This window comes from Vibrio sp. ABH4_348 (assembly GCF_056159765.1).
In genome coordinates, this window is record NZ_JBSWVW010000001.1 from 976,768 (window position 1) to 1,001,744 (window position 24,977).

1 protein-coding gene is annotated in these 24,977 nt (G+C 46.5%); it reads left to right on the forward strand.

Translation table 11 applies throughout. From position 1 onward, the window contains the following. The first annotated feature begins 12 nt into the window (after positions 1-12). Positions 13-24,849, forward strand: coding sequence for an LEPR-XLL domain-containing protein (locus tag ACXAFJ_RS04475; protein ID WP_475321703.1), 24,837 nt, complete (start codon positions 13-15; stop codon positions 24,847-24,849). Positions 24,850-24,977: the final 128 nt, after the last annotated feature.

Consider the following 24,977-nt stretch of genomic DNA (forward strand, 5'->3'; position numbering starts at 1 on the left):
AGGTTAAGTATTATGACTTCACAACTAAAAAAACGTACACAGCGCGAAGCGAAAACAAAGATGGTGGGCAAATCCCGTTATCGTTCAAAACTGTCTGAACTGTTTCGCGGTGTAAAGCGAGCCATGGGGGAGAAATCTCGCCAGCGCAGTGCGGAAACTGATTTGTTCACAATCGAACAACTCGAACCGCGATTGCTGCTGTCGGCAGACCCGCTAGCCACGCTAGCAGCCGACTCCGCCAATGTGACGTTAAAAGTTGTTGAAAATAATAATGAGCAATTTATTCAGCTGATTAACAACTCCGATGGCGTAACCGTTATTGGAGAAAGAAAGCTATCTGATATTGCAGAAAATACCGTTATCACTATCACCGGCACAGATAGTGATGAAGAACTAACGGTTGATAAGTCATTTTTAGACCTAGGCGAGCGAGCATTTGTTATTCAGTTTAACGGTGGCGATGGCAACGACACGGTTAAAACGTCTTCGGATGTTACCAGCAGTGCATGGCAAATCAGTGGCGATAACTCGGGCTCAATGGGCACCAATGGAATTGTTGAGTTTACAGGTATAGAAAAATTATCCGCGACTCAAACCAACGAATCGCAACACGTTCTATCGGCAATCAACAACAGTTTTAACTGGCAAATTAAAGAAGAGGGCAAGGGCACTCTTACTACTCAAGAAATTGTTGCGGGCAGTATCTTAAATGGTTCTACCTCTATTGCGATCGAGTTTGAAGGTTTTGATGAGCTTGGTGGTAGCGGAACTGACTACCTTGACTATAGCCAATACGCCTCTGGAGTGAACGTAAACCTAGAAACTGAAGCTGTGTCTGGTTTTGACAGTGTTACTGGTATGAGCACCGTAATTGGTTCGACGTTTACTGACCAAATTACTGGTGACTCAAATGACAACTTGTTCGTGGTTGGGATTGGCGATACGGTTGATGGTAATGAAGGTTTTGATACCGTTCTCTTTGCTGAAAGCGGCAACACAGGTATCGATGCAACGGTAACGGTCGACAAGACACAATCTGATTTTACCATTAATACCGGTACTTGGGACGGAACCAGCTTTACTGCTGATGGAAATAGTATCAAGACAGTCGATGTCGATATTTTGTCTGCGAAGGGTGGCGATGGTGATAACCACTTTGATTTTTCCAACGCTGACATCATGGTTCACCTTGATGGCCAAGGTGGTGACGACACCTTAATCGGTAGTAGCAAAGACGATATTCTTATTGGTGGCTCGGGTGCGGACAGTTTTGTTGGTGGCGCGGGTACCGATGAGATTATTGAAGTCAGAAATGCCGATTTTGTCCTTAACGGCAATACGCTGACCATCAATAGTGAAGACGACACCCTAGACACTGTCGAAAAGGTCTATTTAAAAGCCGTTGCCATCGATACGGATACCACAGGTAAAACGCTTAATGCAAAAGACGCGGGTGATTACGACATTACGTTAGTCGGTACTGAGTTGGATGACACGCTAATCGCTTCGGCATTTGGCGACACACTGACGGGTTTGGGTGGCGCTGACACCTTCACTGCAGGTGCAGGCAATGACATTCTAGAAGAATCATTTGCAGGCCGAGCTGAGATTAATGTTTCCGGTGCTGACTACAAACTTGATCTCTCGCAGGGCACGAACGAGACTTGGACCCTTGCTCTACCTCAAGCGACGACCGGTAGTGGTTACACGCTGTCAATTGTCGTTGGCTCAGATACCTTTGTTACCGATGAAATTGCGTGGAATGCGACGGGACGCGATGTCTCTCGTGCGATTGAAAAGGCGTTAGACCTCAATTTTGGTCAGTTGGTTGTCAGTGAATTAAGTGGTGATTGGGTTGTTTCTTTTTCTGGCCTTTACGCGAGTAAACCTATTGCTGATTCTATCTCTGCAAATAATGGTGTAACCGCAACCATCACAGAGACCGGGACGGTTTCTGAAGACACTCTAATTGGATTTAATAGCGCTGACACAATAAAAATTGAAGGTAGCAAAGGTGCAGATAACGTTAATTTGTCTGCTTTTGCGGGCCAAGCTGATATCAGCACACTTGCGGGTGTAGATACTATACGCGGTGCTCAAGGCATCAATAAAATAGATGCTGGTGCGGGCGATGACTTCATCTATGTCTCAGGAAATAGCGCTGACACTATTGTTGGTGGAGAAGGTGAAGACACGCTAATCGCGGATATGAGCGGCACCGCTGATACAGCCTTCACTATGGATCTGGATAACCATCAACTCCTAGTTAACAGCACTACTATTACTCTCACGGGGATTGAATCCTCGGAACTAATTGGCTCGAATTTAGACGATACGATAAATGCAGCTGATTTCCATGGTGTAAGTTCTAGCACTTCAGTAAACCTTCTTTTAGGTTGGAGTAATGTACAAGATTTCACCTTGCGTTTTGAGCTGGATGACAACACAACCGTTATTGATCTAGATGTCCAAGGTGTACAAACTCTTGAAGACCTCATTGCACTGATCAACGCGGCTGATGACAGAGACAGCGGTGCAATGACTGCAAGTTTCAATCAGCAAACAGCGTCGATAGATATTGCCGGAATTAAAAATCTGAGCGTGGTGGGTTCGGATTCGTCTCTACTAGATGTTCTTGGTCTAAATGGTACGGTTACGACAGGTCAACTAACGGGTGTTAGTATGAGCCTGCTCGCGTCTGTGCAAATGACAAAACAGCGAGGTAACGCAGGCAGTGATACCTTCATTGGTAGCAAAGGGTCTGATGTTTTCGAAATTGATAGTGATGACAAGTCGGTTTCGGGTGGCCTGGGAAGCGATACCGTCTCTGCTTCAACGACCGCTAGTCATACTGAAATTGTAATCACAAACTCTACAATTAGTTGGAAAGGTGCTTCTCAAACCGATAAATCAGTTGCTTTAACTGGTATAGAGAAAGCTTCAGCATTAGCTACAAGTGGCGCGACCGTTCTTGATGCAAGCTCTGCAACTATTGATGTAGTTCTCGATGCCGCACAATCAAACGCTACCCTCAAAGGCGGCTCAGGTTCAAATGAACTCCGACTCGATGTTAATAATCGTACACAAGCGGTCACTGTCGAGCTTAAAGCCGCGACCAATAATGATGTTGTGTTTTATGGCGGCAGTTCAACATTTAGCGCATCTGACTTTTCATGGGCAAACATTACAGGCCTTGATTACACATTAGTTTCAGAGCACGCTGGCGATCTGCAAATACTGCAAGACATCAATCTTGCTGGCCAATCTGTTCACTTTAAAGCAAATGGTAAAGTCACTGTTGGTGCTGATATTAATACTTCAGATCTAACAGGGACGGGTGGCGAGATCAGCATTAGTGCCACCAACATCGTGGTTCAAGATAACGTCGATATCAATTCGTCTGGTGCCTCTCTGTCAACCAGTGGTGATATTAGTTTTGCCGCGACTGATGCTAGAAATACAATAAAAGGCTTAGGCTTCTACAACTACGACAAGTTAAGCGCGAGTATTGAAATTGGTGACGCAAGAATAACGGGTAAAGATATTTCTGTTATTGCATTTGCTGAGTCAAACCCCGAAAACACGGTTTCTTATGGCGGGAACTCGATTGATTTTGGATTTTTAAGCCTAGAGAATTTAAAGCGAGAAGTAGACCAATTAAGCTTGGTCGCAGGTTATTCTCGCTCGGTCGTTGATACCAAAGTAACGATCGCAGATGGAGCACTACTAAAAGGTGACAATGTCACTATTGAAGCGAGAACCATTGCCCGAGTCACCTCAGAGCCTATTTCTGCAATCTTGGCGGTTGCCATTGGCAGCATTAAGTCTTCGGCCTTTGTGCAAGTTGACGGTTCCATTATCGCCGAAGGGAATGTAACCATTTCCGGTCAGACTGAAAACTACCTAAAGGTGAAAGCCGAGCCATTATTTGGTTACGCCGGTTATGCCGCTAGTGTTTCAGTAGGACTGCTAGAGTCTGATACCGATGTATTCGTTTCGGAAAAAGCCAAGATCGTAGCGAACGGCAATCTAACCGTTAAGGCGAATACGTCTGACTTCACCTATGTTGGGGCGTTAAGTGACGCTGAGAGCAATGGTAAGCTGGCTGCAAGTGTCGCGGTACACATTGAATCTGGAGATACTGATGCCACGTTAGCGGGTGACATTGTCGTCGCTGGTGATTTGACCGTTGAAGCCAATCAGAAACAGGGCAGAGTTGACGGTGAGTGGGGAACAGAAGCGGTTGCTAAGGTTGATCGCGTTCCGAGTAAACTGGAAAAATTTGGTGATAAGTACAGATACTTAGCAGCCAATACCTCGCTTGCTAAAGCCATCCCATTGGCGAGCAATGCGATGACTCCAAGTAACCGATTGGCCCCAACTAAGTTTACCGCTGGTATTGCACTGGTCTATGCGGACGATACCAATAATGCGCAAGCCAACATGGGTATCGATGGCCAAGTATCAGATATCCAAGTGGGCGGTGCTCTTGAACTAAGTTCTGATGTAGATAGCCGACAGTTAACTAGCGTGAAGTCCATTTCTAGCTCACCTTCGCAGCTGGATCAGGTACTTGGTGCTGCTGGTGCACAAGGTGCGTTTAAGCAAGTGCCATTTGGTGGCGCTGTTTCAGTTGCAATTGCAGATTTGGATAACACCGCCAAGGCTTACATTCGCGGTACAACTACGATTGATGCGTTTAAATCTGTCACAGTGAAGTCAAACGCAGAAAATCAAACTGGAATCATTAGCAGCGATACCAAGTTTAAATATGTAAAACCGACGTTCATTAATAACTCTGCAATAGATACCGATTACAGCATAAAGACTGGTGATCTTATTGGTTTTGAATCCGGCACCTATGATTGGCAGCAATCTGAAGGCCAACAACCTGAAATGGGTTTCTTTGGCGCGGTCTACAAATACCTTGGAAGTGCGACAGACACCATGCGCTTCGCTCAAACAGATTTCTCCGATACAACGCTGTGGGAGCTGCTGGGAGACAAGTTTACTAGCTTGCCTAGCCAGTTATTAGGCGGCGAGTCTGACCTTTACCTGTTAGACAACTCAATTTCATCTGAAGCCGCCGGTGCCAAGGTATCGCTTGCTTTGAATTTTTCGTTGTTAGATTCCACTCAAGATGCTGAATCGATTATTAAATCTGGCGCTATCATCAACCAGAGAGAAGCATTTGCTAATGGGTTTAATGAAACGACAGAAAAAGATCTACATGACGCTTTTGACGCGATTATAAGTCAAGGCGCAACGATCTCAGGACGCGACTTGTCGGTATTATCTAACACAGTCAATAAGGCTGTTGACTATATCGGCAATAAAACCTCCACTGACACTGATTACAATTTCCTTAAGAAAATTTATGCATCTCAAGGAGCGTCGGCGAGTTTGAATGGTGCTGGTGCCAGCGTCTACCTCAATAAAGTTACTATGAACAGCCAATCGATTATTGAAGATGGCGTTCAAGCATATGCGGACAAAATTAAAGTTGATAGCCACACGGAAACATTCGCGATCAACATCGGCTATGCCTACGGTGTCGGTAAAGGCAATTTGGGCATTGGTGGCTTATACCAAAGTAACGACATAAACAGTACGTCGAAAGCGTTAATCGGTTCTGGTGTGGATTTGGATATCGGAACGCGTGTAAATAATCCATCCGGTGTAGAACGTCTATCGGTCAACGCGGACAACCGAGTTGACATTATCGCGGTAAGTAGCGGTATGGCAGCTGGTGGTTCTGTTGGTGTAGGTGGTTCTGCGATTGTTAACGACGTCGTGAAAAACACGATTGCTCGTGTCGGCAATTCGAACTCAGCCAAATCCGGTACGATTGATGTTAAAGGTGATGTCAATGTAACAGCTAACAGCGATGGTTTTGTAATTGGCTCTGCGATTAGCGCGGCTTGGGCAACGGGTAAAGTTACCCCGTCAGGCCAAAGCGAGCCAGATTTTGTTAATGCAGATTATGGCGTTGCTATCTCGGGGGCGTTTATTTTTAACGACGTCGATCATACAACGAAGGCTGAAGTTTACAATTTAACAAGCTTGAATGCTGACAACCTGTCGCTACTAGCAACAGAACAGAGCGGTATCTACGCATTCCCAATTGCTTATTCTAGTGCGACTGCAAACAAATTTGCATTGGCTGCCGCGGGAATTGGTCTAAGAAATGACGCTGACTTTACGGTTCATGCTGGAATTAATAATGTAGATTCTATTCAGGTTAAAGAACTGTCCGTACTTGCTGACAATGTCAGCACAGTGATAACTACGTCGATTTCAGCTTCGATGTCTGGAATTGCCCAAACATCGGTCGCTCCAAATAGCAGCAGTATCGCAGTCGCGGGCAATGTGTCGATCAACAACGTTAATATCGATGTAGATGCAAATCTTATCGACATTGCTAGCCTAACCGTTGCAGGTCAAAATTCTGATGGTTATGCCGTTGATGTCAACGCTAAAGATCGTTCTGAAATATATGCAATTGCACTTGGAGTGGCATATGCGGGCAATGGTGCGGTAGCCGCTACGTATGCTGAGAACAACATTACCGCCAATATCGATTCACTGTTCAGTAACACGCAGTTGACTTCTACGTCAGGTAAGGTGGCAAACAAAGCGACCAGTGATTCAGATATCTTATCAATTGCGCTTGGCGCAGCGGTCAGCCAAGAGTCAACGCCTGACTTTGATACTAAAGTTGGTCTATCTTTAGCTGCGGCAATTAGTCACAACAAAGTTCGCCTTAATACTCGAGCTAAAATTACCGATAACAGCGTAATCACTCTGCCAAGCCACGACCAAGCTGGCTCTCGCCTTGATGTGAATGCAAAAAACAATGCGAATATTATCTCAATCGTTGTTGCTCCATCAGTCAGCTTGCAAAGCGGTTCGACAAAAAGCATTAGCTTGACGGGTGCTGGTGCGAGCACAAAAAATGAAATATTTGGTGATACGCAAGCTCTGATTGATGGTTCTGAAGTTAAACAAACGACTACTGTCAATTCTGCCACCTCCGAGCCGACCGGAGTTTTCTTAGATGCACAAGCAACAGGCAAGATTCACTCTACTGTTGTCTCTGCCAATATTGGCTATGCTGGCGCGTCAGCGGGCACGGGCGTCTCGGGAGGTGTGGGTGTTGCCCTAGCCGAAAACTACGTTGGCGAAGGTGATAAAAGTAATATCTCATCAACCATCAATAACAGTGTTATCGACGTAACTGGTAGCGTAAATGTCAACGCCAAAGGTACTCAGGACATCGTGGCAAATACGGTTGCCGGATCGATTGCAATCGCGAAATCAGCAACAGGTTCAGCAGGTTCATTGACTGGTGTTGGCGCTGAAGCGGTAAACAAAGTCAATGTCGATATAGACGCGTCAATCCAAGCGACACAAAACAATGTTACGATTCATGCCGATGATGTAGCTGTAACCGCGATAGATAACAGTACCATCACTAGCAATGTTGTGGGGGCATCCATTGCTGGCGCGTATTCTCCGACTGCGAGTTCAGGAACACTTAGCATCGGTGTTTCCTTGGCTGAAAATGTCATTGATACCAACACCACTGCCGAAATTGACGGTGTCCAAATTGGCACTTCTGCCGATAAAGTTGGAACGGTTACTCTTTTGGCCGATTCTGACGCAACCATAAAAGCAACCTCAGTGGCTGCATCTTTAGCGCTTAGCTATAGCACTTCAGGTTCAATCGCCCTGAGTGGTGCTGGCGCCGAAGCTAAAAACACAATCATTGGTAAGACATCCGCTGCAGTGAAGAATAGCCACCTTGAAACCAGTGGTAAGCTTGATATCAGTGCAGAAAATGATTCTACCGTTGAAGCCCAAATAGCAGCTGTTTCTTTGTCTGCAGCAGGTGGTCAAGGCGGTGGACTTGGCGTTTCAATTGGCGCAGCGGTTGCAACCAATAAAATCGGAACATCTGGAAACCGTCATACGGTTAATGCTTATATTCAAGATTCATCAGCTAATATCGGTGGTTCAACAGAGATCCGATCTACAGCTAACCTTACTATTAAAGCTGGTGTTGGTGCTGGTGGCATGGCAGTGGCAGGCGGCTCTGGTGGCGGAATTGCGGCGGCGGGTTCTGGTGTAAATACCGAAAACTACATCTATGCCGATGTTGATTCATACATTGATAACAGTACTGATTCCAGCAAGCAAATTCAGTCACAGTCACTGACGTTAACAACCAACAATACTTCTAAAATAACAGCTGACGCTGGGGCAGCTTCGCTAGCGATTGGATTTGGTTCGGGTGGTGGCGTAGCAGCTACCATTGGGGTTTCTTTGGCTCGTAATGTCGTTGATACCAACAATCGTTCATACGTACGAAATGCGAAAATTGCTTTAACGACCGGAACTCTGGATATCAATTCATCCAGCAAATCTACCATCACAGCGACTTCAGTTGCTGCGTCTTTGGGTATTGCTATAGGTTCAGGTGGTGGAATATCGCTAACGGGTGCTGGTGCAAACTCTGAGAATACGATCCTTGGTGACACGCAATCCTATTTAGACGGTGCAGATGTTGTTAGCGCAGGAAACGTTGACCTAGATGCGAGCAATGAATCTACCATCACAGCAACCACAGTGGCGGTAACTGTAAGTGGAGCTGGTGGTTCTGGAGGTGGCTTTGGATTATCTATTGGTGCCGCTGTTACAGATAACGAAATAGGTCAATCAGGTAATCGCCTGTCAGTTTCAAGCTTTGTAAAAGACTCAAAGATCAATGCGACAGGATTATTGTCTCTGGACTCAGTAGGCAATATGACTGTGAAAGCTGGTGTGGGAGCGGGTGGTGCCGCAATCGCTGGCGGTAGTGGCGGTGGTATTGCTGCTGCGGGCACAGGTGTTAATGCGCTGAATGATGTTTATACCGATGTCGACAGCTACATTGATAACTTGACGTCGGCTGACACGATTAACTCTGTCGGCTTGACTCTCAATGCCTCTAACACTTCGAAAATCACTTCAGAAGCTGGTGCCGCGTCGCTCGGTGGAGCGTTTGGCGCAGGTGGTGGTGTGTCTGTCACTATTGGAGTGGCACTCGCTCAAAACAAAATTGATAGCAATACTCGTGCTCGCGTGAATGGCGTGTCGTCGCTCACTGCTGGTGCAGGTAGCGTGACAATTAATGCCACAAGCAAACAAACCATAAAAGCAACCTCTGCTGCGGCGTCACTTGCGCTTGCCGGAGGTGCCGGTGGTGGTGTCAGTTTGTCTGGCGCTGGGGCAGATTCAGATAATACATTATTAGGTGATACTGAAGCCTCCATTCAAAATACAGATATTGTTTCTGCTTCTAAAGTCGATCTAGACGCTAAGAATGAATCAACGATAACAGCAACAACAGTAGCGGCCACCGCGAGTGGCGCCGGTGGTGCCGGCGGTGGTATCGGCCTTTCAATTGGAGCGGCGGTCACAGAGAACAAAATTGGTGAATCGGGTGACAGACTTTCGGTTGCCGCATTTATCAAAGATTCCGATATCAACACAGCCGGTTTGTTGTCGATTGACGCTGTCGGTAACTTGACTGTTGACTCTGGTGTGGGTGCTGGTGGTGCAGCTATTTCAGGCGGTGCGGGTGGCGGAATTTCTGCCGCGGGCACTGGTGTTAATGCGACCAATAAAGTATTCAGTGATATCGATAGTTACATAGATAATTCGGCTGAGTCTGATTCGATAACTTCTTCTGGTCTAACGGTTAATGCCTCGAATACCTCAAAGATTACCGCTGATGGCGGAGCAGCTTCGATTGGTGGCGCATTTGGTGCTGGTGGTGGTGTTTCCGTAACTATTGGAGTTGCACTTGCTTCTAACTCGATTGACAGCAACACCAGTGCTTATGTTAAAGGTGCGGATTCTGTTAATTCTTCGAACGGCGCAGTCAACGTTACTGCGACTAGCAAACAAACGGTGAAATCAACATCCGTTGCCGCCTCTCTTGCTCTGGCTGGTGGTGCGGGCGGTGGCGTCAGCCTTTCAGGCGCTGGTGCTGATACCAGTAACGAGGTTACTGGTAGTACAAACGCTTACTTACAAAACTCAAAATTGAGCAACGCTTCTAGCGTTACCGTTTCGGCATCAGATGAGTCTACGGTTGAAGCGCTTGTGGTTGGAACATCAGGCAGTGTGGCTGGTGGCGCTGGCGGTGGTATTGGCTTATCAATTGGTGCAGGTGTTGCGACCAATAAGATTGGAACCAGCGGCAATCGCCACGGTGTTAATGCTTACCTAAAAGATACACAAGTTAGCACCTCAGGTGCGCTGAAAATCAACGCCACATCTGACATGACTATCAAATCCGAGGTGTTTGCGGGAAGCATTGCGGCATCCGGTGGTGCTGGAGGAGGCATTTCGGGTTCTGGTTCGGGTGTTAGCACTACGAACAAGGTCTACTCCGATACTAAAGCCTATATTGATAACTCTGGAAACTCTTCGCTTACCATTGGAGCATCGAGTCTGACAGTTTCTAGTGATAGCACGTCAAAAATCACGGCAGATTCTGGTGCGGCGACGGTTGCTGCGGCATTTGGTGCTGGAGGTGGTGTGTCAATCACCATCGGCGTTGCCATTGCAGAGAATACGGTCGATACAAATTCCGTAACCTACTTAAAAGGTATTAACAACGTTACTGTTGGCGCGGTAAACGTCACTTCAAATTCAAAAAATACCATTAAAGGTACATCGGTCGCGGCGTCGCTTGCACTTGCTGGTGGAGCGGGTGGAGGCATTTCCGTAAGTGGAGCGGGTGCCGAAGTTGTTAACAACGTCTATGGCGATACATTTGCAAGTATCGAAAATAGCAACTTAGGGTCAAACGCCTCTAAAGTGGGTGGCGTGACTGTTAAGGCGACGAACACCTCTACTACGGACGCAACCATTGCAACGGCTTCTTTGGCTGGTTCTGGTGGAGCAGGTGGTGGCATTAGTGCTTCTATTGGCGCATCGCTATCCCGAAACAACATTGGTTCCTCGAGTGACCGATTGGCCGTTCGCTCCTTCATCGACAATAGCAATGTTTATTCATCGGGAGACATTAATGTCGAATCCGACTCTGACCTGACAGTTAACGCCGGCGTCGGTGCAGGAAGTGCTGCCGCTTCAGGTGGTGCGATAGGTATCAGTTTGTCTGGTGCAGGAGTGGGTGTTCACAATAAGGTTTACGCCGACGTTGACAGTTATATCGAAGATAGCGCCAACATCGTTGCTAACAACATCAATGTGAAGAGCGATAGTGACGCCAACATTGACGCGACAGCGGGTGCCGCTTCATTGGCGGCGACATACGCTCCAATAAGCTTTAGCGTGTCGCTTGCCGTAACTGACGTGACTAACAAAACGGATATTTTGGTCGATAGTGCAGTTCGTCGTTCGACGCTAACCGCAACAACAGATGTGGATGTAATTGCTTCAGAGAAAAATGTATCTCGAACTGAAGGTATCGCAACGTCTGTATCGGCTGGATTGGGCATTGGTGGCGCTGGCGTTATCGTCGACTCGGACGTGACCAGTAAAGTCAATGCGACAGTGGACAGCTCTACGCTTAATGTTACCGGTCATACAGATGTAAAAGCCCTGTCAGACTCAGAGCAGAAGAGCTATTCCTACGGTATTGCGGGTGGTTTGATCGCAGCCGGTGTGGTTATCGCTGACGCAGAAACCACTAACGAAACGAAAGTGAATATTACGGATTCTCAAATTACCGGCGGCAGTTTAGACCTTGTCGCTCAAGGTAAAGACAACAATTATGTTCATGCTGTAGCCGGTAGTGGTGGTGTGTTAGCAGGAGCGGGTGTTGGCGCCGACACTAAATCTACAAGCACCACATCTGTTAACGTTGACGATGATTCTGACTTTACGCTCGGGCAGACCTCCGGTACAGGCGTATTCGGAGTGAAATCCGAACACACGGCCAAATTCGATGCCAAGATTGTCGCTGCGTCTGGAGGGCTGTTGTCCGGTTCAGGTGCGGAAGTTGACCACAAAATCATCGCAGACACTACGGTGAATCTGGGTAGTGGAACTAGCAACAGCGATAAATTTACCGTGACTGCGAGAGACATAAATGTCGACGCAATAAACAGAGCCCAAAAAGATTCAGGTGGCAACATCACCGCTTCGGCAGGTGGATTGGCCAGCGCCGCCGGTGCAGACAGTAGAACGGTTCTGGATATCGCTACCAAGATCAACATTGGTGAAGACGCTGAGTTAACTTCAAATGGAACTGGTACAACAGATGGCATTTCACTTAATGCACTGAATGATCTGAATATTAAAGACAAGGTCATTTTGAATGCAAATGGTGCGTTGGCTGGAACCGGAGCAACAGTAAAAGTCAGTGATGACGAACTACTTGCATCGGTTGTGGTTGGCAAAAATGCGGTTCTAGTAAGTGAAGGTGATTTGCAAGTTTCAGCACGTGGCCAAGGCACGGTAGAAACTAACGTTGAGTCTGACTCTAGTGGTGCAGTGTCAGTTACCGTCACTAGTTCAAGAGCTGACATTACGCCTGAGAATTCCATCCTATTTGATGAAGGTGCATCAGTAACTTCATATGGCGATGTCAATATTTCTGCAGGTACGGATACCGATTTCAATCGCGATGACTACAAAATTCACGCAATGATTGATAGCTTTGCTGCCAGCTTGATTCCTATCGACAGTGCTGATGCTTACGCAAACTTACAGCAAGCTAACGCCATTACCATTGCTAGCAATGCCCATCTAAAAACATCGCGTCAAATGAACATCCATGCAGAACGCTTTGGTTTTGCCGATATGAATGCGCAAACCAAGACCGTTAACTGGGCTTCGGCACTTGGTGGCACCGCTGACTTGGGTGGTGATGTTCGCTCTGGTGCTACTGGTACGGTTAACAACCTAGGCACCTTGGAAACGGGTATTCGTCGCAACCAATCTATCGAAATCATTAGCCTTAACGATGACGGCACCGTAAATGAAGTTAACAAAACGGATGGTATTACCTTTACCACCCGAGTCGACAAAGTTAACTCCCAACTATTTGATGACTTAGATTTCGCCAAAGAGCAGCTAGCAATATTCAATGATGGCAAGGCGACAGATACCGAAATCGAAGCATTCTACAAGTCTGAAATCACCCGTTTGCAAGACTTGTTGGTTTCAAAAGGTATGCTGGAAGAGGTGACGTACGGCAATCAGACTCTGTACTTCGCCAATGAAGTCTACACAACGGTAGTATCTATTAACGATATCCATGCGGAAGCAGGTCGTGTCGATATCCGCGCAGGAAGTTATTCCAATACTGGGACGGTAACAACGCCGGGTGATGCTTCGGTCACCATTCACAACAAGACGCTGGCTTCTCTTGAAGTTAACAAGATTACCATTCCGCAAGAAAACGGTGGCACTTACTTAAATGGTGAGCGCCAAGATACTGCTGTGAGCGCAGATCCATCGATTGAAATCATTAATTCCTTCGATGTTGATAAATACAATGCCGATCTCGCACTAGGTTACCAAGGTAATTTCTCTTCTGTTGTTGCTTGGCCGTCGATCACTTTGGTTGGAGAAGTAACTAACCGCTCAGGAAGCATGCTACTGAAAAGTACCTCGGGCAATACTAACGGTGGTACTGAAGTTCTGGGTAAGGGCGACATCACTATCCAAGCGGATATCGATGTTAAAGATCAAGTCATCGCTACCGCTGGTTCTACGGTAATCAGTCTTCCACCGGGCTCAACCTATTCAGCGGGCGGCCAAGAATACGCCAAGTGGAATGCTGAAATCGGCAACAATGGTTTGCAACAAGCGACGCAGACCGACATTAACAACATGGTTAATCGCGCCATTTATGGGCCTAATATCTACGCCGACAGTATTTCAATTACCGCTGAGTACATAAACCTCAACGGTAAGCTGCAGAGTGGTAAAGAGTCATTCACCCTTAACATCGACAAGTCGCTAGAGAATACCATAGCAAACTATCGAGCATCGGGTGCGACTGGCTTGATTCGAGTAGACTCTGGCAGCGAAGACTTCTCGCTGTTCTATGACGCAACTAACGACCAATTGGTGGTCGGCGATATGAGAGTGAGCGGTGGTTACATCGAGCTTGAAGGTAATATCTTCAATACCAACAAAAACTCAGCGATTGAGTTGCTTGGCGGTTATGCTGACATCGACGTAATAAACAACACGGATCTGGATATCAAGATCATCGGTCTGGATGCCTCAACCCGTGGTAAAGGCACGCTTATCATCCGTGATAAAGCAAAAGGCTCTTCAGGTACTCCAATGGAGACCAAGTACGTCAAAGATGCGAATGGACTTACCGTTACTACGTCTGATAATAGTTCAGCATCAACAGCGAAATACGATCCTAAAGCGGGAGGTCGCTATTCTTGGACGATGGGCCAAGAGAGCTTTGAGCGTCTCTACACGACAAAAAGTACGTCTTCTTGGCTTGGTATCGATGCTCTTGCAAAAGACCCGTCAGATGTTTCTTTCTCCGGAACTCCTGAAAAAGTGGGCTCTCCTGTACTAAGAGGTGCAGGTGCGTATTTTGAATACGACAATACGAATATTGGCAAGGACTACATCTATGAAACAAAACGCACCGAACTTTCTAATGAAAAATCTCTAGTTAAGAAGTGGTCGAAGAGCACTTGGTGGGGCAAAAAAACCTACTACTCTAAGTTTGTTCAAGAGAGTAAAGTTCGAGATGAGTCGACTCACTCAATTCGCGCCGATTACAGCATAAATATTAATTTCACCGGTAGAGATCAGGGTTCGATTGATATCGTTTCTAATGCGGGTGGCGATGTCAATGTCCATGGCAACATCAGTAATGATTTTGGTACCACAACCATTACCACAAATGCCGACCTATACAATTCTTCTACCGGTACGGTTGGCGGTAAAAACATCGTTTTGACTGCTAGTAATATCGGCAAAGCGCCATACGTCAATGCCGATGGTTCAATCAGTGCTGCTGGTACTGCGCTGAAAACTAACTTGACCAACAATGCTGGTGGTGGCCTACAAGCCAAGACTTACGGCGGCTTAATCAATATTGTTGAGACAGATGGCCCACTAGTCGTGAAGAAAGTCGAGTCGGCGTCTAACTGGCAGTTGGCAAGAGATACAGGTGGTAAAGTATTCTTATCTGCAGTCGGTGGTATTGAAGCGCAATCGGGTACGGCCGGAGTGGTTCGTGGCGGTATCATCAACATCAATTCAGAAGCGCATGTGGGGTCATCTTCACAAGCACTTGCAATAGATGGTGGTGTTAAGAACCGTGACTCTCTGACAATTTTAGCTACTAGCGATATTTATATCTCGGAAACCGACGGCGATCTGCGCGTTAAGGAGATTAAATCCGAGGCTGGAAATGTCACGATTTCAGTTGGCTCAGGTTCGTTGGTAGATGCCAATCTTTCTGCGGCTCAAGATGAACGAACTACAGAGCAGCTTAGTTCCATGTGGGAAAATCTTGGTCTATTGGGTGGTTCTCAAGCGGCTACAGACAAACTCGCTTCATTGATTGAGTCTTACCAAAATGCTCGAGAACGTGAGTACGCGCAATATTGGGAAATCCGTAATGGTGAATTCCAAGGTACTTACGACGCCAGTCAAAGTGCCACTATCACCAGTGGAGAAGAAACATACTACCGCAGCTACTACCAGTCATTGGGAGAAAGCGAGGGCAAAACAGGTGCCGAGCTTACACAGTATGTTGATGATGCCATTGCCGCCCTCAACCTAAAACGCAATGCGGAATACCATGCTCTACACGCTAAGTATGGGCAAAATGCGTTTGACGCAAATTACACCTACACACTCACTGCAGAAGAGAACAAGCGCTTTAGCGACAACGTCGGCGTATGGACAGAAGACAAATTAAACAACCTAATCAGCGGTAGCTTACTCAAGCCAATTACCAGCACTCAAGCTACCATTGAAGCGTCTAACGTTATTGCTGCAGGTAACATAACTATTACCACGTTGAACGATGTTGGTTCGGCAGCAGGCAGTGAATTAATTGCCTTGGATGGTGACTATTCTGACCAAGAGCAGATCTTGTTGGCAGCCGCTGAGCGAAATGATGTCTATTTCCTTCTAGAAACTCGCAACAGCAATGTCACGGTAAATGTTGAAGGACAAAATACTCTGGTTCGCTCTTCTGGTTCATGGTCAACGGATGGCTTTGTTGCTGGAATGCAGATACGAATTGCCGGTGACAGTGCAAACGCAAATGACGAAGGTACTTTCTACGAAATTGTCTCCGTTTCCGGTGACAAACTTGTACTAGATACCACTAGCTTGACTAACGAAGTGAACGTGGCCATAGATGTTGCTGCAATTAGTTCGACTCCAGCATTAACTACATTCGTAACTGCAGATGGCGCAGATTGGCAGATTGCAGGGTTAGCGGTTGATGGCTTTGTAGAGATCGACAGTACTTACTATCAAGTTAAGCGACTATCTGGTGCGGTAATTGACTTAGAAAAAGTCACGACTGCGACCAACGTCGTTTCGATTTCGAGCAATTACAAACAGTCTAGATTGACCCATGTTGTTATCGATCAAAGAGAAGACATTGATGTTGATGCACTTGGCTGGGTGTCGGCGACTGGTAACGGCAATGTTTATCTTGGTTCGGAGAAAGATCTCACAGTTAACCAGGTTGCCGGCGATAACGTCAGAATCAAAACAAAAGCGAATTTGATGGATCTTGCGAGTTCCAGAATTGCTGCTGCCTCAAGCTTGGTCGTTGAAGCTGGATACGGTCAAATTGGTTCAACCAATAATGCGTTTGATGTCGATTTAGCCGATTCGGCAATTTTGACGGCTCGAGCTCAAGGTGATATCCGAATCAATGAGATTAATTCAAATCTAAATGTAGCAACCATTTACTCAAGCTCTGGCACCGTATATTTGACGGCAGCTCAAGGCTCTATCCTTGATGGCTTGAATCATGATTATGAGAATATTCGAGCTCAGAATATCGAACTCACAGCGCTGCAAGGCACAATTGGTACTATGGCGAATGCCCTAGAAATCAATTTAACGGCTGGAAACCTAATTGCAAAAGCACAAGGTGACATTGTTGTTACAGAGACAGAAGGTAACTTCGATGTCGACAACGTTGAGTCGACCAGTGGTGATGTTAAGCTGAGAGCAAACCTGGCACTTCGCGACGCGGTTACTGATGATGCGAGTGAAGTCGCCGATATTATTGGCCAGAGCATCACGCTTATTTCTGATCTTGATACTGTTGGTGAAATTGGCCAAGATCTAGAAATCGATACTGGGTCTCAGCAAGGTCAGAACCTTACTATTTCCAGCTTTAACAATTCACATGTTGTTGAAACTCGCGGTGATTTGTACATCGATCAGATTCAAACTGGTGCTGCGTCTGTCGCCTTTATAGCGGCGCCTGCTGGACGCATTCTGAATGACAACAAATCAGGTGCGAATGTCATTTCAGGTAAAGCTTATCTAACCGCCCAATCTGATATCGGTACAAGCTCAAATGCACTTTCAACAGAAACTGGTGCAATTCAGGGCGAATCCGTAAGTGGCAGTGTATTTGTGACAAATACAGGTGCGTTGGAAGTTGGTGGTGTGACTGCAAGTGGCTCAGCTGGATTAACAGCAGGCGGTTCAGTGACCTTAACAACCAACAGTCCGATGACGATTACCGAAAGTGTAACAGCAGCCGATGAAATCATCTTAATCTCAAATGACAACTCAGCTGACGACAACATCCGTGTGGTATCGGGCGTTACCCTGAAATCAGACAAACAAATTACCGTGAACTCAGGGGACGGATTCTATCTTGAGGCTGGAGCAACGCTAGACTCTGCAAGTTATGTAGAGATAAACACTGACGTAAACAGCCAAGATGCTGAAGGTGCGATGACTGATATAGCGGGCTTAATTAAGGCGGCTAACTCAATCACGATAAACGGTAACTCTCAGGACGACACTGTAAAAATAACTGGGACATTGGAAGCACAGACCATTCTAGTTGCAACAGGTGCTGGTGATGATCAAGTTGAAATAGATGCCACCAAACTTACGGGCGACGTATCTCTTAAGGGTGGTTTAGGATACGATCAATTTACAATCAACCAGCTACATTCTCGTAGCGAAGCTTTCTTAGTTGATGGTGAACGTGGTAACGATACTTACACGATTAATCGCACCGGCAGCGACGCAAATTACATTATCGACGTAAAAGATAGCGGTGATGACAATCTGTCTTCAGACAAACTGACAATTAACGGTCTATCCACAGAAGATCATTTCTTGTTGCGCGCCAATTTTGTAGCGGCCATGCATACCAACCCAGACGGCACATACACCGACAATGTTGAGCGAATTAACTACGACAAGAATATCAATGCCCGTTTGACCATTAACGCTCTAGATGGGAATGACCATTTCTTTAGTGACGACACTAGTACTATAGTGACGCTTGACGGTGGTGCGGGTAAGGATACGTTCCAGATTGGACAGCTATTTGGTAGCGACCGTGTCGCACCTAATGTCGCTGCGGGTGACGAAATCGAAACTACAGAAACCACGCTTGGTTACTTGAGTAAGGGTAACTCATTACCAATGCTGGTTTACGGCGGCTCCGGAGACGACACTATCAAAGTGTACTCCAACAAAGCAATTACTAAGCTTTATGGTGAAGATGGTGACGACAGCTTTATTGTTCGAGCATTTTTGAAGAAAGGCAGCGGTCTCACTAATAACAGCCATGACGTAGAGCTTTTTGGCGGCAAAGGCACAGATACCATCGAGTACAGTATCAATGCTCCGCTTAAGATAGACGGCGGTGACGGTAATGACAAAGTCATTGTGTTGGGTACTGAAGCTGATGACAACTTCATGGTTACCGAAGACGGTATTTTTGGAGCGGGTCTAAATGTGAGTTACGTCGGGGTTGAAGCTGCTGAAGTGGATGGCCTTGAAGGTAACGATACGTTCTACGTTCTCAGTACTAATGCTGATGTAGAAACCACCATTATCGGTGGCTTGGGTGCAGACGTGTTTAATGTAGCAAGTGATGTGACCCAGCCAATTGTTTCCTACTCAGTTGAAGGGCGCAGCAGCTTTGTAAACCACAGCGTATTTAGTGATGACCCAGCCTACGATGGTATTTTTGTCGATGGTGTGTCGCTAAATGTTGCTAGTAAAGAAAACGGTGCTGTTGCTGTAGATACTCAAGGTCAAGTGTTAGTCAACGAGGGTGATGGTTCCGATACCTATCAGCTGGCCCTAAGTGTTGACGAGCCAACCGCAGCGACAACTGCATACGTAATGGTTTCAGCGGCACGCTCGTCTACCAGTGACAAAGATAAAGACGCCGATGCTCAGAGCATTTTAGTGTCTTTGGATAACGTCAATTTCTATGAGTCTTTGGTAGTTGAGTTTGAGTCAGGCTCAAACTGGACAGATACTCATACCATCTATGTGAAAGCCATCGATGATACGGCGGCAGAAGGTGGGCGTGACTACGTCATCAGCCACAGTGTGAGCAGTACAAACCCTGACTTTGACGGTTTAGACATTGCGAACGTTGAAGTTGTGGTTAATGACAATGACCAAGCAGGGTTAATTGTTGTACCGCAAGGTAACAACGCGCTTGTAGAAGGTGGTGCTCAGTCGTTTGATGTGAAGCTTTCTAAGCAGCCTGCAGTTGGCGAAGTTGTAACCGTATCGCTAAGCGAAGTTGTTCCTGCGAATCTGCTTGCTCAATTTAGCTTTGACAAAGACACTCTAGAGTTCAACGCTAGCGATTGGAACCAGGTTAAAACCTTTACGGTAACGGCAATTGATGACAGCGCAGTTGAGAATTTCTTCCGTGGTGACGTGTCACTTTCCGTATCTTCTACGGGTGGCGAATATGCTTCGGTAGATGCAGTACTTGAGACACTGACCATTACCGATAATGACAGTGGCGCTGTAATAGTGACCCAATCAGATAGTTCAACTTTGGTTAGTGAGACTCAAGGTGACAGTTACACCTTAGTGTTGAGCAAAAAACCAACCAGTCCTGTGACAGTCAATTTGTTGAATGATGGTCAAACGTTGTTTAGTAGCTCAGATGCACGTTTTGACGCAGTTTCTAACTCAGTGACATTTGATGTCGATAACTGGGATCAGCCAATTGAAATTGACCTTGCGGTTAATCCAGATTACGACTCACAATCGACAAACCAACCGGTGCAAAATCCGCCGCTTCAACCTCATACCTTGACCAAGATTCAGGGCAAGTTGATCATCGAAGGTGGAGTACCGGAAGGTAAGTCTAGAGAACTCAGTACGGCAGTTATTCTACCGACGGAGAGTGATAGTGAGTTACCGATTGTTAACATTACGCTCGATGAAAATCAGCAAACTGACCGTTTGAACGTGTTCAATGACGGCAGTATTGTCAACGACAGCGGAGAGTTAACCGACAGTCAAATCACCGGTCTAGGTATGGCGAGTGGGAAAGGTATTCAGTATTCCGACATCGAAGTGATTGAAACCTTCCTAGGTCAAGGTAACGATAACTTTACGATATCTAATACAGCTAAAGGTGCGATAACCGTTGTCCACGGTGGGGGCGGCAATGACACCATCACAGTCACTGGTAGTGATGCAGACGGTGCGCTTATCTTGCTTGGCGATACCGTACAAGATGGCTCGTCATACAATGCCACGTCAGACGCTAAAACAGACAAAGCACGTGAGTTTACTGTCGCAGGTAATGACGTTATCGATGCCTCCGGTGCAGGTGGCTCTGTCGTTATTTATGGTGGTAAAGGCAATGATACTCTCACGGGTAGTGCTTTTGGTGACCATATCGCTGGTGGTTCAGGTGACGACAACATATTTGGGTTGAGTGGTACCGACCATATCTACGGTGACGCAGGCTTTAACTTTGACCTGACGACTCGTTATGACTTGTCTACGCAAATCATGAGCGTAGTGCTTAAAGCGGCTAACGATGACAATGTTGAAACGAGTGATGAGTTGACCCTCGGCTTTGATAACATCGACGCCGGATCAGGCGATGATATCGTGTTTGGTGACAAAGGAATCATCACCCAAGTAGCGGGTACGAACCGAATCAAATCAACGTCATTGGACGATGTTATTCAGGTTACTAATCAAGATATAGATTTAACCTTACCTAGTAATACCAATGATGATGGTTTTGCCAACATTGTTTCGGGTAACAGCGGCAACGATATTTTATTTGGTGGAGCTAATGCCGATAAGTTGGAGGGTGGCTCGAATGCCGATATGCTCTTTGGTGATTTTGGCGTGGTTACACTAGAAAATGGCGCGTGGGTGACAGCTCAGACCACCAATGAGACTTATGGCTCTCAAGACCATATTTCAGGAAATGATGGTGATGACGTTATCTTTGCTGGTGCAGACAGCGATACCGTGTTAGGCGGTGAAGGTAATGATTGGATTCTTGGTGATTTCGGTATAGTCGATATAACCAATAGTATCCAAGTAGTGGCAACGACGTATCGTGGAACTGACAAAACTGGTGTTGACACTATTGATGCTGGTATCGGCAATGATCGCATCCTAGCTGGTCTTGGAGCGGATATAATTTCGTCTGACTCAGGTTCAAATCATGTTGTGGGTGACAATGGAACTCTGACGTATACGGCAACTGGACTGCTACAAACTGCTTCAACACAACAACCGAACTTGGGTGGTAACGATGAGATTACCTTGGGTGATGGCGATAACGTCGTTCTTGCAGGATTGGGTAATGACGAAATTACTCTGCAGAAAGGGAATCACCATGTGATTGCTGACAATGGTTCACTAACCTTCAACGCTCAAGGTATTCTGACCAACGCGACAACTTCAAACCCTGAACATGGCGGTGGTAATGACACCATTAAAACGGGTGCAGGTAACCAAGTGGTGCTGGCTGGTTTAGGTGAAGATACGCTTGACCTACTTGGCGGTGGTACCAATCACGTCATGTTAGACAGCGGCTCATTTACCTTTACCGATGCTGGTGTGTTGACCAATGCGACGACCTCTAGCCCAGAGCTTGGCAGCAAAGACGTACTTACTGTGGAAGATGGCGATAACGTTGTTCTTGCAGGATTGGGTAATGACGAAATTACTTCACAGAAGGGTAATCACCATGTGATTGCTGACAACGGTTCACTAACCTTCAACGCTCAAGGTATTCTGACTAACGCGACAACCTCAAACCCTGAACATGGCGGTGGTAATGACACCATCAAAACGGGTGCAGGTAACCAAGTGGTGCTGGCTGGTTTAGGTGAAGATACGCTTGACCTACTTGGCGGTGGCAACAATCACGTCATGTTAGACAGCGGCTCATTTACCTTTACCGATGCTGGTGTGTTGACCAATGCGACGACCTCTAGCCCAGAGCTTGGCAGCAAAGACGTACTTACCGTGGAAGATGGCGATAACGTCGTTCTTGCAGGATTGGGTAATGACGAAATTACTCTGCAGAAAGGTAATCACCATGTGATTGCTGACAATGGTTCACTGACCTTTAACGCTCAAGGTATTCTGACCAACGCGACAACCGCAAACCCTGAACATGGCGGTGGTAATGACACCATCAAAACGGGTGCAGGTAACCAAGTGGTGCTGGCTGGTTTAGGTGAAGATACGCTTGACCTACTTGGCGGTGGTACCAATCACGTCATGTTAGACAGCGGCTCATTTACCTTTACCGATGCTGGTGTGTTGACCAATGCGACAACCTCTAGCCCAGAGCTTGGCAGCAAAGACGTACTTACCGTTGAAGATGGCGATAACGTCGTTCTTGCAGGATTGGGTAATGACGAAATTACTCTGCAGAAAGGTAATCACCACGTGATTGCTGACAATGGTTCACTGACCTTCAACGCTCAAGGTGTTCTGACCAACGCGACAACTTCAAACCCTGAACATGGCGGCGGTAATGACACCATCAAAACGGGTGCAGGTAACCAAGTGGTACTGGCTGGTCTGGGAGATGATGAGCTAACGTTAGGCAATGGCAACAACCATATTGTGGCGGATAATGGATCCTTGAGTTACACCGATGCAGGAGTGCTCACTAACGCTACCACATCGAATCCGACGAATGGCGGAGGAAACGACACCATTGTTGCTGGTAACGGTAATAATGTGGTGCTAGGTGGCTTAGGTAACGATGTTGTGACTTTGGGCTTTGGTAAAAATCAGGTCATTGCGGATAGCGGCGTCTTTGAATATACAACACAGGGTGTGTTAACTCAGGCTCGGACAAGCAGTCCTGAGTTTGGTGGTAACGACCGCATTACTACTGGCGACGGTGACGACATTGTCTTGGCTGGTAATGGCTCAGACATTCTGTCGACCAACGCAGGAGACGACCACATTGTCGCTGACAACGGTGTCCTGAACTACTCAGAACAAGGTGTGATTACATCAGCTCAATCTACTGATATTTCTGATGGTGGTAGTGACGTTATCGATTCTGGTGCCGGAGATGACATTGTTATTGGTGGCTTTGGTTCTGACACCATTACTGCGGGTTCAGGTAATGATTCGGTGTTGGGTGACAATGGTCAGATTACTTTCCTTGACGGTGTTAGATCTCTGATTTCCAGTTCAGACACCTCGGGTACCACTGGTGGAAATGACACAGTTAATCTTGGTTCAGGCGAAGACCAATTAGTCGCCGGTGTTGGAAGTGATGTGATCACCAATACTTCTGGCGAAACGGTCATCGTTGCAGATAACGGCTTTATCTCAAGTGACGCAACAGGTCGATACACGCAAGCCCGCACTGGTTCAACAACGCTAGGCGGAAACGATACAGTAGCAGGCGGCGTGAACCGAGACATTATCCTGGGCGGTGTTGGTAACGATACGTTAAATGGAGGAGCTGGAGATGACGTAATCGGTGGTGATGGTACGCTAGTTACTCGTACGGCAACGCAGATTATCTTTGAAGCAGTCGATTTGTTCACCGGTGGTGATGACACTATTCTCGGTGGCGCTGGCCTGGACCGTATGCAAGGGCATTTTGGTAGCGATACGTTCTTCGCAAGCTTTAATGAAGATATTTTGATTGGTGAGTACGGTCGATTTACCTTTAGCGCTAGTGATACAGGTTCAACAGCTACCTTTATAATTTCTTTGGCACAAGGTGGTTTGGATTTGATTCGAGCAACTCAAACTAGCCTATTTAGTGGTTTAGCAAGACAAGTATTCGAGGAATCTAACCTAGGGCAAGCCGCAAGAAGTAGAACAGCGGTAACAACAGTGTTCACTGCAGATGCACAATCGGCATTTGCTAATCTTGGTCCAGCATTCCAAAACTTTGGTTCTGGTGGAGCGGAAGGTGCCGACTTCGTGATCCCAACCGACCCAACCGCTGCTGGTATTCTGCCTGAAGAAACAATTGACGATGTAGCTCCTGAGGATGGAGATACCGATGAAGTAAATTCTGAGGAAATTATCTCTGAAGAAGGCGATACAGCTCCTGCAGACGAGCTTACAGAAGAACCGGCTGTCAACGGCGAAACTGAGGAGCAGCCTGAAGCAGTTGGAGAAGAGCAACAAGCGTGTTCTGAAAATGAAGGCGAAGAATGTTCTACAGATGAGCAGGCCTTGAACTCGGCAGATAGTTCTTCGGAAAACAGTACTTCGGCAATCAGTAATATAGATGTTGAAGCGGCTGTTGCAGGAATGGGTGGATGGATGGTGATGAAAGCCAAGAAACCTCAAACACCTCAAGCCAATAAGCCTTCAGAAAAGAAAAAGAAGAAGGTGGCGTAAACACCGCTATTCAACAATGACAAGCTAAATTCAAAGTTGCCCAAGAGAAGTATTCTCTTGGGCCTTTGTTTTGTTACTTCAACGGTATTAAGAATATGTATTGCAGCGTATTCTTAGTTACATAAATA